Source organism: Streptomyces griseobrunneus, assembly GCF_046713465.1.
Taxonomy (GTDB): domain Bacteria; phylum Actinomycetota; class Actinomycetes; order Streptomycetales; family Streptomycetaceae; genus Streptomyces; species Streptomyces microflavus.
The window spans coordinates 2,237,120-2,250,224 of record NZ_CP177080.1; the positions used below are offsets into that span (position 1 = coordinate 2,237,120).

Here is a 13,105-nt window from a genome sequence, read left to right on the forward strand (position 1 = left end):
ACAGGTACGGCCCGCCAGCTTGGCTGGCGGGCCGTACCTGTTGAGCGATGGTCAGCCGACGGGATCCGGTGTCACGACGACGGCGCCCGGCGCACCGTCGACCGGGACCTCACGCTCCTCGGCGATGCGCATCGCCTCCTCGACGAGCGTCTCCACGATGAGCGCCTCGGGCACCGTCTTGATGACCTCGCCCTTGACGAATATCTGGCCCTTGCCGTTGCCCGAGGCCACACCCAGGTCCGCTTCCCTGGCCTCACCGGGACCGTTGACGACGCACCCCATCACGGCCACCCGCAACGGAACCGGGAATCCCTCCAGCGCCGCTGCCACCTTTTCGGCCAAGGTGTGCACGTCCACCTGGGCCCGCCCGCAGGACGGGCAGGAGACGATATCCAGTCCCCGTTCGCGCAGTCCGAGCGATTCCAGGATCTGGTTGCCGACCTTGATCTCCTCGACCGGCGGGGAGGAGAGCGACACCCGGATGGTGTCACCGATGCCCTCCGCGAGCAGGGCGCCGAAGGCGACCGCCGACTTGATCGTGCCCTGGAACTGCGGCCCCGCCTCCGTCACTCCCAGGTGCAGGGGATAGTCGCAGCGGGCGGAGAGCAGCCGGTACGCCGCGATCATCACGAGCGGGTCGTTGTGCTTGACCGAGATCTTGATGTCCCGGAATCCGTGCTCCTCGAAGAGCGAGCACTCCCACAGCGCCGACTCGACCAGCGCCTCCGGGGTGACCCGGCCGTACTTCTCCAGCAGCCGGCGGTCCAGGGACCCCGCGTTGACCCCGATCCGGATCGGCACTCCGGCCGCGGACGCCTCCTTGGCGATGGCCCCGACCTGGTCGTCGAACTTCTTGATGTTGCCGGGGTTGACCCGGACCGCGGCGCAGCCGGCCTCGATGGCCGCGAACACGTACTTCGGCTGGAAGTGGATGTCCGCGATCACCGGGATCTGGGACTTCTTCGCAATGACCGACAATGCCGCGGCGTCGTCGGCCGAGGGCACCGCCACCCGCACGATCTGGCAGCCCGAAGCGGTCAGTTCGGCGATCTGCTGGAGCGTCGCGTTGATGTCCGACGTCAGTGTCGTCGTCATCGACTGCACCGACACCGGCGCCCCGCCGCCCACGGGCACGTCACCCACCATGATCTGCCGGGTCTTCCGCCGTTCCGCGACGGGCGGCGGTCCCTCATCGTTCCGGTACTTCGGTATACCGAGCCCTACGGCGGTCACCGTATCTCCCCTCGACTTGCCTGCTTCAGCAGCCGGACCATGGCGTCGTCCAGGTCGTCGGCCGCCTGACTTCCCGTGCCGTCCCCGGCCGCGCTGATGTCCTCGACCACGGTGCGGGCGATGTTCTGCACACTCAGTCCGCACCCGGCGAGCACATCGGCACGGGCTCCGTGGTCCAGGAACCGCCGGGGGATGCCGAATTCGCGCAGCGGGGTGCTCACCCCGGTGTCCCGGAGGAACTGGGAGACCGTCGACCCGACCCCGCCGGTACGGCTGTTGTCCTCGATGGTGATCACCAGCCGGTGACGACGGGCCATGTCCGCCAGGGCCGGGTTGACCGGTGTCACCCAGCGCGGGTCCACCACCGTGGCCCCCAGGCCCTGGGCCCCGACGGTCTCCGCGACCCGCAGGGCCATGCCCGCCAGCGCGCCGACGGAGACGATGAGCACATCGAGCGGCCCGGTCCGGTGCAGGACGTCGATACCGGCGAAGGTCGCCTTGGCCGGCAGGTCCTCACCGGTGGCCCCCTTGGGGAACCGGATGAGCGTGGGCCCCTCCTCCCAGGCGACGGCCTCCGCCAGCAGCTCGGCCAGCCGGGTACCGTCCCGCGGTGCCGCGATCCTGAGCCCCGGCACCACCTGGAGCACCGACATGTCCCACATGCCGTTGTGGCTGGGACCGTCGTCCCCGGTGACCCCGGAGCGGTCCAGGACGAAGGTGACCGCCCGGCGGTGCAGCGCCACGTCCATCAGCAGCTGGTCGAAGGCCCGGTTGACGAAGGTCGCGTAGATCGCCACGACCGGGTGGACCCCGCCGATGGAGAGCCCGGCCGCCATGGTGACGGCGTGCTGCTCGGCGATGCCCACGTCGATGACCCGGTCGGGGAACGCCTGCTGCATCGGCCGGAGCCCGGTGGGCTCCAGCATGGCCGCGGTGATGGCGACGACGTCCGGCCGCTCCTCGGCGATCCTCGCCATCTCCCGCCCGAACACCGAGGTGAACGAGGGCCCCGCGGACCGGCCGGTCGGCAGCCCGGTCACCGGGTCCATGGGCCTGATCGCGTGGCCCCGGTCCAGCTCGTTGTTCTCCGTGTGCGGGAAACCGCGCCCCTTCTCCGTGACCACATGGACGACCACTGGCCCCCCGGTGTGCCGGGCCCGGCGCAGCGCGTCCTGCACGGCGGCGATGTCGTGCCCGTCCACGGGGCCGATGTAGGCCAGCCCGAGCTGTCCGAACAGACCGGAGCCGGAGTTCCCCTCCCGCAGGCCGGTGAGGTGGTCGGCGAAACCGCCCCGGGTGGGCGCGTACGAACGCTGGTTGTCGTTCAGCACGATGACCAGCGGACGGTCGGGGCCGTCCGCGATGTTGTTCAGCGCCTCCCAGGCCATGCCGCCGGTCATGGCTCCGTCACCGATGACCGCGACGGTCGCCCGGCCCTCGGTACCCAGGTGGGCGTCGGCACGGGCCAGTCCGTCGGCGTACGACAGTGCGGTGGAGGCGTGCGAGTTCTCCACCAGGTCGTGCTCCGACTCGGCGGCGCTGGGGTAGCCGGACAGCCCTCCGCCCTTGCGCAGCCGGTCGAACCCGTCGGCCCGGCCGGTCAGGATCTTGTGGACGTAGGACTGGTGCCCGGTGTCCCACAGCAAGCGGTCCGCGGGCGAGTCGAACACGCTGTGCAGCGCGATCGTCAGCTCCACCACACCCAGGTTGGGACCGAGGTGGCCACCGCTGGCGGACACCCGGTCGATCAGGAACGCGCGGATCTCCTCAGCCAGCGCGTCCAGTTCCCGCGCGGTCAGTTCGCGCAGACGTCCGGGGCTGTGCACGGTCTCCAGCAGTGACATGCGATCGCCTCTCCTCACCGGTTCCGGTAGGCAACTTCGAGGGCCATCCCGGCGAGCTCCTGCCGCCAGGCCGAATCCAGCAGCGCCGTGTCGGTAGCACCGCAGGCGCGTTCCACCAGGTCGTCGATGTGCCGCTCGACGCGGTCGCGGCTCTCGCCGAGCCGGTCGAGGAGCTCTGCCGTGTCCCATTCCTGGCGGGAGATCAGCTTGCGCACCTGCTCGTCGCGCTGCGCGGCCCAGGCGAGCAGCAGCGTCATCTTGTGCTGCTCCAGGTCGAGTCCGACGGGCTTGCCCGCGGCTTCCGGATCGCCGAAGACCCCGATGAGGTCGTCGCGCAGCTGGAACGCCTCGCCGAGGGCCTCGCCGTACACCTCGAAGACCGGCGCCAGTTCCGGCCGGCCGGCGATGGTGGCGCCCAGCAGCAGGGGGCGGTGGATGCTGTAGCGGCCGGACTTGCAGATCGCGATCCAGCGGGACAGCTCCGGCTCGACCACGCCCTCGGCGGCGACGGCGAGGTCCAGGTACTGGCCGATCTGGATCTCGGTGAGCATCTCGCCCCAGACGTCCCGGGCGGCCGGGGGCAGATCCCGCACGAGCCGGTCGGCGTAGACGTTCGCCAGCGCCCCGGAGATGATGGCCACCCCCTCGCCGTACCGTCGCGGCTCGCCCAGCCAGCCGCTTCCCGTGTGCACGGCGCTGTGCCGGGTGTGCACCGCCGGTGAGCCGCGCCGGAGTTCGGAGGCGTCCAGTACGTCGTCGTGGATGAGCGCACCGGTGTGGATCAGCTCCACCCCGGCCGCCGCGTCGACCACGAGCGGGTCGTCCACCGTGCCGCCCGCGGCCAGGAATCCGGCGGCGCAGAACGCGGGCCGCAGCCGCTTGCCTCCGGCGGCGACCAGATCGGTCACCGCGTCGACCGGGACCGTGCCCCGGTCGTCGACGGCCGCCCAGCGCGTCCTCTCCGCGGCCAGGAACTCACGCAGCCGTCCTTCGACCCGGCCGATCACGTCGTCGCGCGCCTGCCGTGCGGCGGACACCGTACGACTCGCCATCTGGATCCTCCCTCTCGATGTCGGGGTCCTCGCCTTTTCCGTCCTTATGCGTGCTGCGGATCATCGGTGAGCCGGGCCGGCGGGTGAAAGACGATGCTCTCCTCCGCGACCCGCTCGATCTCGATATCCCCATAACCGAATTCAGCGAGCCTTTCGAGGAGTTGGTCGACCAGGATCTCGGGTGCACTCGCCCCCGCGCTCACCCCGATCGTCCCCACTCCGTCCAGCCATTCCTCATGGAATTCGGTGACGTCGGGGACCAGGTATGCGGGGGTGCCGAGCCGTTCCGCAACCTCGACCATGCGAATGGAGTTGCTGGAGTTCCGCGATCCGACCACCAGCACCAGATCGCTGTGGGGCACCACGGCCTTCACCGCATCCTGGCGATTCTGGCTCGCGTAGCAGATGTCATCGGTTCCCGGCCCCAGCAGGTTGCTGAAGCGCCGGTCGAGCACCTCGATGATGTCCTTGGTCTCGTCCACCGAGAGCGTGGTCTGGGTCAGATAGGCGACGGGGGTGTCCGACGGCAGGTCCAGCCGTTCGGCGTCCTGGACGGTCTCCACGATCACCGTCCGGTCGGGCGCGTGGCCGTACGTTCCCTCGACCTCCTCGTGGCCTTCGTGGCCGACCAGGAGCAGCGTCCGTTCCTCACGGGCGAAACGCTTGGCCTGCTGGTGCACCTTGGCGACCAGCGGGCAGGTCGCGTCGATCACGTCGAGGCTGCGCAGCTCGGCGTTGTGGCGGACCTGCGGGGAGACACCGTGCGCGGAGAACACACAGATCGCGGACTCGGGCACGTCCTCCTCGGAGTCGACGAATATCGCCCCGCGGCGCTCCAGCAGCCGGACCACGTAGTGGTTGTGCACGATCTCCTTGCGCACATACACCGGGGCGCCGTACTTCTCCAGCGCCAGCTCGATAATGGATATGGCCCGGCGGACCCCTGCACAGAAACTGCGAGGCTCCGCAAGGATGACTTTCTTCTCGAGCCCCATACATTCACTCCGCTTCCCAGATAGGTCCGGCACCACGCGGAGGCGGCACCCCAGTCGACTTGCCCACGAACGGTGACCTCTCGACTGTGATGTTCGGGCCGTCCCCGGTCAACCACCGATTACTTCCGGGCATGAAGTTGCCATAACCAACGGCAGGGCCGACCGCTGAACCTTGCCATGCCCTTGCTATTCAACTGGGGAACCGCGAATTCCTAGGGTGGAAGCCGAGCCGCAGATCGCCGCGTACCGGACCGGGGGAGTCGTATGAGCACTGTCAGCCATCGGTTGACCGCTGATCTGACCGCATCGAGGACGTCACGTCCGGCGGTCCTCCGCCCGGCCGGCCCCGGGCAGCACCAGGAGTGGGGTCCGCCGCCGGCCGCGGACAGCCCCGCGGCCGTCCTGGAGGACCTCTGCGGCCCGCTCTTCGCCTCGCTGCGCCGCAGCGACCAGCGCAGGAGGGGCGCGGAGTACGTCCAGGGCCTGCTGTCGACCGGGGGCCGCAAGTCGATACGGAACATGGCGGCCCTGATCGGCGGAAGCGGCACCGGACAGCGGCTGCACCACTTCATCTGCAGCTCCACCTGGGACTGGACACCGGTGCGCCGGGCGATGGCCGACTACCTGATCGAGGCGGCACCGCCACAGGCGTGGGTGGTCCGTCCGATGACGATCCCCAAGGTCGGGCAGCACTCGGTCGGCGTCAGCCGGTACTTCTCCCCCGACGAGGGGCAGACCCTCAACGCCCAGCGTGCCGTCGGGGTCTGGGCGGTGTCGGACGGCGTGAGCGCCCCGGTCAACTGGCGGCTGCACCTTCCGCAGACCTGGATCAAGGACGGCCTGCGCCGTAATCAGGCGTCGATCCCCTGCGAGGTGGAGCCCGAGACGATCGGCGACTGCGCCGTGACGGCCTGTCAGGAAATGCTGGACGGCTGGGGCCTGCCGCAGCGTCCTGTTCTCGTGGACATCGGCGAGGCCGATCCGCTGGCCACCATCGCCGGCCTGCGGGCGCGGGGCATCCCCTCTCTCGTCAAGGTGGCCGGCGACGCCCTGCTCACGATGACGGACCCCGGTCTGACCGGACACGGCGCGCGCCCGATGTCCGCCCACGGGATCATGCGGGCGGCCCGGAACATGGGGCGCCCGGTGACCTGGCGCCGGAGCGCGACGACCGCGCCCCGCACGAGTCTCGTCACCACCGTCCAGGTCGGTGTGCGGGGTTCCCGGCCGGGGGGCGCGCGGGAGACCGGCCGGCTGCTGCTGGTGGGCGTGGGCCCGGTGGACCGGAGCAGCGCGCCGGAGCTGTGGCTGACGGACCTGCCGGCCACCCGCGCCGCCGCCTTCCCGCAGTGGGCCGACGGCGTACGCCGGGTGGACCAGGCGTTCGACGACGTCACCTCGCAGGTCGGCATCCGCGACTACGTGGGCCGTTCCTACAGCGGGTGGCACCGGCACGTCACGCTCGCCTCGGCCGCGCACACGGTCGCCGTCCTGTCCACCATGGCCGGCGCCAGGCCGGTCCGGGCCTCCTGAGGCGGGGCCGTGGACATCGACGTACGGGACATCTCGTCCCGGATGGCGCTCCAGCAGCCCGACTGGGCAGACGACCCCCGGCTGCCGGAGGTACGGGCGCAACTGGCCCGCCACGACGCGCTGGTCCGCGCCGAGGACGTGCGCCGGCTGCGGGCGGTGCTGGCCCGGGTGGCCGCGGGAGAGGCCCATCTCGTCCTGGCGGGCGACTGCGCCGAGGATCCGGCCGAGTGCACGAGCGGCTACGTCGCCCGCAAGGCGGCGCTGCTGGACATGCTGGCCGGCACGCTGAAGATGGTCACGCGGCGGCCGGTGGTCCGGGTGGGACGCATGGCCGGCCAGTTCGCCAAACCCCGCTCCTCCCCCACCGAACGGCTCGGCGGCCAGGAACTCCCGGTGTTCCGGGGGCACATGGTCAACGGCCCGGAACCCGACCCGGTCGAGCGCCGTGCCGACCCCACCCGCATCCTGAGCGGCTACCGGGCGGCGGCCGCCGTCATGGCGGGCCTCGGGCGGCTGCCCGCCGGGGCACCCCGGGAGATCGACCCCGACGTCTGGACCAGCCACGAGGCTCTGCTGCTCGACTACGAGGTGCCGATGCTCCGCCGGGAGGCCGGCGGGCAGCTCCTGCTCGGGTCCACGCACTGGCCGTGGATCGGGGAACGCACCCGCCAGGTGGAGGGGGCCCACGTCGCCCTGCTCGCCGCCGTCGTCAACCCGGTGGCCTGCAAGGTCGGCCCCAGGATGGCGCCCGACGAGCTGGTCGCGCTGTGCGCCCGTCTCGACCCGGGGCGCGAGCCCGGCCGGCTCACGCTCATCGCCAGGATGGGCGCCGGGGCGGTCGCCGGGGCGCTTCCGCCGCTGGTGGCGGCGGTACGGGAGGCCGGACACCCCGTCATCTGGCTGACCGACCCGATGCACGGCAACACCGTGACCACGGCGACGGGGGTGAAGACCCGGTTCGTCGAGACGGTCGTGGAGGAGGTCCGGCAGTTCCAGCTCGCCGTCCGGCAGGCGGGCGGTGTGGCGGGCGGGCTGCACCTGGAGGCCACTCCCGACCAGGTCACCGAATGCGTGGCCGACGCGTCCCTCGCCGGCCGGATCACCGGCAAGTACACGAGCCTCTGCGACCCCCGGCTCAACGCCGCACAGGCGATGACGGTGGTGGCGGCCTGGCAGGCCTGACGCGCGCGGAGCACCGGCAGTCCAGTCGTTCACGAGGGAAGGGGACCGACCGATGGAAGGCAAGACAGCACTGGTGACCGGTGCGGCCGGCGGGATCGGCGCCGAAGTGGTCCGGCAGCTCGCCGGGCAGGGCGTGACGGTGGCGGCCGTGGACCGCGACCGGGAACTGCTGCACGAGACCACCCAGAAGCTGGCGGCGGACGGCCTGAGCGTCCTGCCCTTTCCGGCCGACGTCAGCTCCGCTGCCGAGGTAGAGGCGGTCGTCGAGGCGGTGGAGGGGCGGCTGGGCCCGGTGGACCTTCTCGTCAACGGCGCGGGGGTACTGCGGCTGGGTCCCGTGGGCGAACTGTCGGAGGACGACTGGAACGCCACCTTCGCGGTCAACACCACCGGTGTCTTCCTGATGTCCCGGGCCGTGGTGCGCAGGATGACGGCGCGTGGCGGCGGGGCCGTGGTCACCGTGGCGTCCAACGCCGCGGGCACCCCGCGGATGGAGATGGCCGCCTACGCGGCGTCCAAGGCGGCGGCCACCATGTTCACCAAGTGCCTTGGGCTGGAGGCGGCGGCGCACGGAATCCGCTGCAACGTCGTGGCCCCCGGCTCGACCGACACTCCCATGCTCCGGTCGATGTGGCACGACGAGAGCGGGCCTCGCGCCACCCTCCAGGGCTCGCTCGACTCCTACCGGCTGGGCATTCCGCTGGCGAAGGTGGCCACCGTGACAGATGTCGCGGACGCGGTCGTCTTCCTGCTCTCCGACCGGGCGTCGCACGTCACCATGCACACCCTCACGGTCGACGGCGGCGCCACGCTCGGCGTCTAGAGGCAATACCGGTGACTTTGAGCTGTGTTGGTCGTTGGATGTGGTGTGCCGAGGCCTGGGCAGGTGAAGTCGTCGGGTGATCGGTTGTCGGACCGGATCGCTTTGGGTGTGTTGACGCGGGTGTATCCACCCGGGGTGGTGGATGAGGTGATCGCGGAGTGCGGGCGCCGGGAACAGCGTTCCCGGCTGCTGCCGGCCCGGGTGGTGGTGTATTTCGTGCTCGCGATGTGCCTGTTCTCCGGTCAGGGCTATGAGGAAGTGGCCCGGTTGCTGACGCAGGGGCTGGAACGTGTGCGGCAGTGGGAGAAGCCCTGGCGGGTGCCGACGACGGGGGCGATCGGCAGAGCCCGCAGACGGCTGGGGCCGGAGCCGTTGAAGGCCCTGTTCGCGCGAGTTTGCCTGCCGGTGGCCGCCCCGGGCACGGCAGGCGCCTGGTATCGCCAGTGGCGGCTGGTGGCCGTGGACGGCACCGTCTTCGACGTCCCGGACACCGAGGCGAACAGCACGTTCTTCGGCCGTCCCGGCTCCGGCCGGGGACAGCAGCGCAGTGCATATCCGCAGGTGAGGGTTGCCGCCCTGGTGGAGTGCGGGACGCATGCGGTGTTCGCCGCGGCGACCGGTCCGCTGTCGCTCCACGAGCAACAGCTCATCCCTGCTTTGCTGGATCGGCTCGAGCCAGGAACGCTTCTCATGGCTGACCGCGGCATTACCGGCTTCGAGTTGTGGAAGGCCGCTTCAGGCACGGGCGCGGACCTGTTGTGGCGCGTCCGGAAGAACATTGTGCTGCCGTTCCTCGAAGCCTTCGAGGACGGCTCGTATCTGTCCGAGATCGTGGGCACCGGCGACCGTGGCCGCCGTGATCCGGCCCGGGTCCGCGTCATCGAATACACCCTCGGCCGAGCCGGCGACGAGACGGTCTACCGGCTGATCACGACCATCTGCGACCCGGACCAGGCGCCTGCCAACGACCTTGCGAACCTCTACCACCAGCGGTGGGAGATCGAGAACACCCTGGACGAGATCAAGACCCACCAGGGCGGCCGCCAGTTGGTCCTGCGATCCCAGTACCCCGATGGAGTCGAGCAGGAAATCTACGGTTTCCTCCTCGTGCACCACGCATTACGAGAGGTTATGCACCACACAGCTCAGCAAGCCGGCCTCGACCCCGACCGGCTGTCCTTCACCCGAACCCTTCGCATCGCCCGCCGCCACGTCACCGACCAAGCGGCACTTTCCCCCCTCACGACTCAGCCGAGCCATGACCGACACCACCCGTGAGCTGCTGGAACGACTCCTCCCACCCCGCAGACAGCGCTCCAACCCCCGTGTCATCAAACGCAAGATGAGCAACTGGCACCTCAAGCACACCCACCACCGCAACCCACCCCAACCACCCACCAGGGCCATCACACTCGTCCCACCCACCAAAGCAACCAGCAGACGCCAGAAAGTCTCCTAAATCAGCGGTATTGCGTCTAGAGGCTGTCCCCGCATCCCCCACGCGAACATCACCGCCACGCGAATTCCAGCAGAGGTGCGCCATGCCCGGTATCCCTCCCATCCCCTCCTACTCACTGCCGACGGTCGGCGACCTGCCCGCCAACATCGCGCCGTGGACCGTCGACCCGGCCCGTGCGGCGCTGCTCGTCCACGACATGCAGCACTACTTCCTGCGGCCGCTCGCAGGTGCCGGTCCGCTCCGCGAGGATCTGGTGGCCAACATCGCGGCGCTGCGCGAGCGGTGCGAGGAACTGGACGTCCCGGTCGGCTACACCGCGCAGCCCGGAGGGATGAGCAGCGCCCAGCGCGGCCTGCTCAAGGACTTCTGGGGCGAGGGAATGCGCATCGACCCGGCCGACCGGGAGGTGGTCGCGCCGCTCACCCCCCGGCCTCACAACTGGCAGTTCACCAAGTGGCGTTACAGCGCCTTCTTCCGTTCGGACCTGCTCGGCCGGATGCGGGAGCAGGGGCGGGACCAGCTGATCCTCTGCGGTGTGTACGCGCACGTCGGCATCCTGGCGACCGCCGTCGACGCGTTCACCAACGACATCGAGACCTTCGTGGTGGCCGACGGCGTGGCCGACTTCTCCGCCGGCCACCACCGGACGGCCCTCTCGTACGCGGCCCAGCGCTGTGGGGTGGTCGACACGGCCGGACGGCTGCTCGACGGCCTCGCCCGGCCCGGGGAGCGGGTACCGCGCCGGACGGCGGCCGGGGCCGGACGCCGGAGCGCCGACCTGTGACGACCACCTCGAAGGAGATTCCCATGTCCCCCAGCCCGTTCGACTCGGTGCTGGACAGCCGGCAGGCCGACTTCGCGCTCGTGCACCGCCCGGAGACCACGGGGCCGGGAGTGCTGGAGGTCTTCCTCGGCCGCGCGTCCACCGCCGCCACCCTGGCCGAACTCCCGCTGCCCGAGGCCGAAGAGGCCGCCGGGCCGCGCGAGGACCTGCTGGTGGTGGTGCCCTACCGGCAGCTGGGCGAGCGCGGCTTCAGCTGTGTCGACGACGGCTGCCCGCTGATCTGCATGACCGTCGACGAGCAGGACACAGTGCCGCTGGCCGAGGCGGTCCGGCGGCTGCCCCAGGTGCCGATCACGCTGGCGGACGAGGGGTTCGACATCGACGACGCCTCCTACGCGGAGATGGTGCGCCGCGTGGTCCGCGACGAGATCGGCCGTGGTGAGGGCGCCAACTTCGTCCTCAAGCGCTCGTTCACCGCCGAGATCACCGGCTACGGCCCGCAGAGCGCCCTCACCTTCTTCCGGCGGCTGCTGGAGCGCGAGTCGGGGGCGTACTGGACGTTCCTCGTGCGCGCCGGTGACCGCACGTTCGTCGGCGCCACCCCCGAGCGGCACGTGGGACTGCGCGACGGTGTCGCCGTGATGAACCCGATCAGCGGGACCTACCGCTATCCGCCCGCCGGGCCGAACCTGCCGGAGATGCTGGAGTTCCTGGCGGACCGCAAGGAGACCGACGAGCTGTACATGGTCGTCGACGAGGAACTGAAGATGATGACCCGCGTCTGCGACTCCGATGTCACGGTGAGCGGTCCCTACCTCAAGGAGATGGCCCGGCTGGCGCACACGGGCTACGAGATACGGGGCCGCAGCTCCCGCGATCCGCGCGAGATCCTCCGCGAGACGATGTTCGCCCCGACCGTCACCGGCAGTCCGCTGGAGAACGCCTGCCGGGTGATCGGCACGTACGAGTCCAGGGGCCGGGGCTACTACAGCGGTGTCGTCGCGCTGATCGGCCGGGACGAGCGGCGGCGGCGCACGCTCGACTCGGCCGTCGTCATCCGCACCGCGGAGATCGACCGGACGGGACGGCTGGAGATCGGGGTGGGCGCCACCCTGGTCCGCCACTCCGACCCCACGTCGGAGGTCGCCGAGACCTGGGCGAAGGCGGCCGGGCTGCGCGCGGCCCTGGAGGGCGGCCCGGTGGCGTCCCTCGCCTCGCATCCCCGGGTGGTGGCAGCGCTCGCCGAGCGCAACGAGAGCATCGCCGGATTCTGGACGGGCCGCGGCGCCGTCGGGGTGCCGGGTGAGGCGGCGGCCGACGCCGCACGGCCGGAACCGCGGCTGTCCGGACGCCGGGTGCTGATCATCGATGCCGAGGACACCTTCACCTCCATGCTCCACCACCAGCTGAGCTCCCTGGGGCTGGTGGTGACGGTCCGGCGGTACGACGAGGCCTACCGCTTCGACGGATACGACCTGGTGCTCCTCGGGCCCGGCCCCGGCGACCCGTCCGACGCCGCTCACCCCAAGATCGGCCATCTCCGCTCGGCTGCCCGCACCCTGCTCGCCGAGGGCCGGCCCTTCCTCGCCGTCTGCCTGAGCCACCAGGTCCTCAGCCGCGAACTGGGGCTGCCCGTCGCCCGAAGGGACGTGCCGAACCAGGGGGTGCAGCGGGACATCGACCTGTTCGGTGTCCGGGAGCGGGTGGGCTTCTACAACTCCTTCGCCGCCCGGAGCGCCGAGGACCGGTTCGAACACGCCACGTTCGGCGGGGTGCGGGTGAGCCGGGACCCGGGGACGGGAGAGGTTCACGCGCTTCTCGGCACCCGCTTCGCCTCGGTGCAGTTCCACGCGGAGTCGCTCCTGTCACACAACGGCGTCCACATCATCGGTGGGCTCCTGGGGGCGGTGCTGCGCGGCGCAGATGTCCCGGCATCACGTTCAGCCCCAGGATCCCCTCAACTGCTCATAGCTGCTCAATAGTTCGGACCGATGAAGCATTTCCGGACACATATGACTTCCCTCCACCCCTCCACAGGGGGTTGACTGTGCCTCACGCATGGTGACGCGATCGCCCCTTGCGGGCCCGCAGACCCAGCTCCGGCGGGCGTGCCCGTGCGCGCTCGCCGGGAAAACGCGGCGCACATCCCCCATACGTACTCATTCGACGAGGGGCAGCAATGAGTCAGATAACGTTACCG

Annotated in this window: 10 protein-coding genes; 6 read left to right on the top strand and 4 right to left on the bottom strand. The window is 70.6% G+C overall.

The window, feature by feature from the left end:
• Positions 1–51: 51 nt before the first annotated feature.
• From ispG to ispH, 4 genes are read right to left on the bottom strand one after another with little or no spacing between them, the layout of a single operon-like run.
• Positions 52–1,233 carry a flavodoxin-dependent (E)-4-hydroxy-3-methylbut-2-enyl-diphosphate synthase gene (gene ispG, locus ACK8N7_RS09775; RefSeq protein ID WP_402203693.1) on the bottom strand — a complete coding sequence of 394 codons (1,182 nt, stop codon included), beginning with the start codon at positions 1,231–1,233 and terminating at the stop codon, positions 52–54.
• The gene (locus ACK8N7_RS09780) at positions 1,230–3,077 is read right to left on the bottom strand and encodes a 1-deoxy-D-xylulose-5-phosphate synthase (protein ID WP_500441912.1); all 1,848 of its coding nucleotides are present in this window, start codon (positions 3,075–3,077) and stop codon (positions 1,230–1,232) included. The genes ispG and ACK8N7_RS09780 overlap by 4 nt, the downstream gene beginning before the upstream one ends.
• Before the next feature lie 14 nt (positions 3,078–3,091).
• Entirely contained in the window at positions 3,092–4,129 is a 1,038-nt protein-coding gene (locus ACK8N7_RS09785) for a polyprenyl synthetase family protein (RefSeq protein WP_403209983.1), read from the bottom strand.
• Between the two features lie 44 nt (positions 4,130–4,173).
• On the bottom strand, positions 4,174–5,124 hold the full coding sequence (gene ispH, locus ACK8N7_RS09790; RefSeq protein ID WP_403209981.1) for a 4-hydroxy-3-methylbut-2-enyl diphosphate reductase: 951 nt from the start codon (positions 5,122–5,124) through the stop codon (positions 4,174–4,176).
• 264 nt (positions 5,125–5,388) lie between these two features.
• Between ispH and ACK8N7_RS09795 the strand changes: the two genes are divergently transcribed.
• From ACK8N7_RS09795 to ACK8N7_RS09820, 6 genes are all read left to right on the top strand, one after another.
• Positions 5,389–6,657, top strand: coding sequence for an IS701 family transposase (locus ACK8N7_RS09795; protein ID WP_403209979.1), 1,269 nt, complete (start codon positions 5,389–5,391; stop codon positions 6,655–6,657).
• A 9-nt stretch (positions 6,658–6,666) separates the two neighbouring features.
• Complete coding sequence (locus ACK8N7_RS09800; RefSeq protein WP_403209977.1) at positions 6,667–7,839, top strand: 3-deoxy-7-phosphoheptulonate synthase; 1,173 nt, start codon at positions 6,667–6,669, stop codon at positions 7,837–7,839.
• A 52-nt stretch (positions 7,840–7,891) separates the two neighbouring features.
• Complete coding sequence (locus ACK8N7_RS09805) at positions 7,892–8,662, top strand: 2,3-dihydro-2,3-dihydroxybenzoate dehydrogenase (protein WP_403209975.1); 771 nt, start codon at positions 7,892–7,894, stop codon at positions 8,660–8,662.
• Positions 8,663–8,707: 45 nt separating this feature from the next.
• Positions 8,708–9,940 (top strand): IS4 family transposase, encoded by a 1,233-nt coding sequence (locus tag ACK8N7_RS09810; protein ID WP_500441916.1) that lies wholly within the window; start codon positions 8,708–8,710, stop codon positions 9,938–9,940.
• Between the two features lie 263 nt (positions 9,941–10,203).
• A complete protein-coding gene (locus ACK8N7_RS09815; RefSeq protein WP_403209973.1) occupies positions 10,204–10,905 on the top strand; it encodes an isochorismatase family protein in 702 nt (233 codons plus the stop codon).
• A gap of 23 nt (positions 10,906–10,928) precedes the next feature.
• Complete coding sequence (locus tag ACK8N7_RS09820; protein ID WP_500441919.1) at positions 10,929–12,887, top strand: anthranilate synthase family protein; 1,959 nt, start codon at positions 10,929–10,931, stop codon at positions 12,885–12,887.
• Positions 12,888–13,105 lie beyond the last annotated feature (218 nt).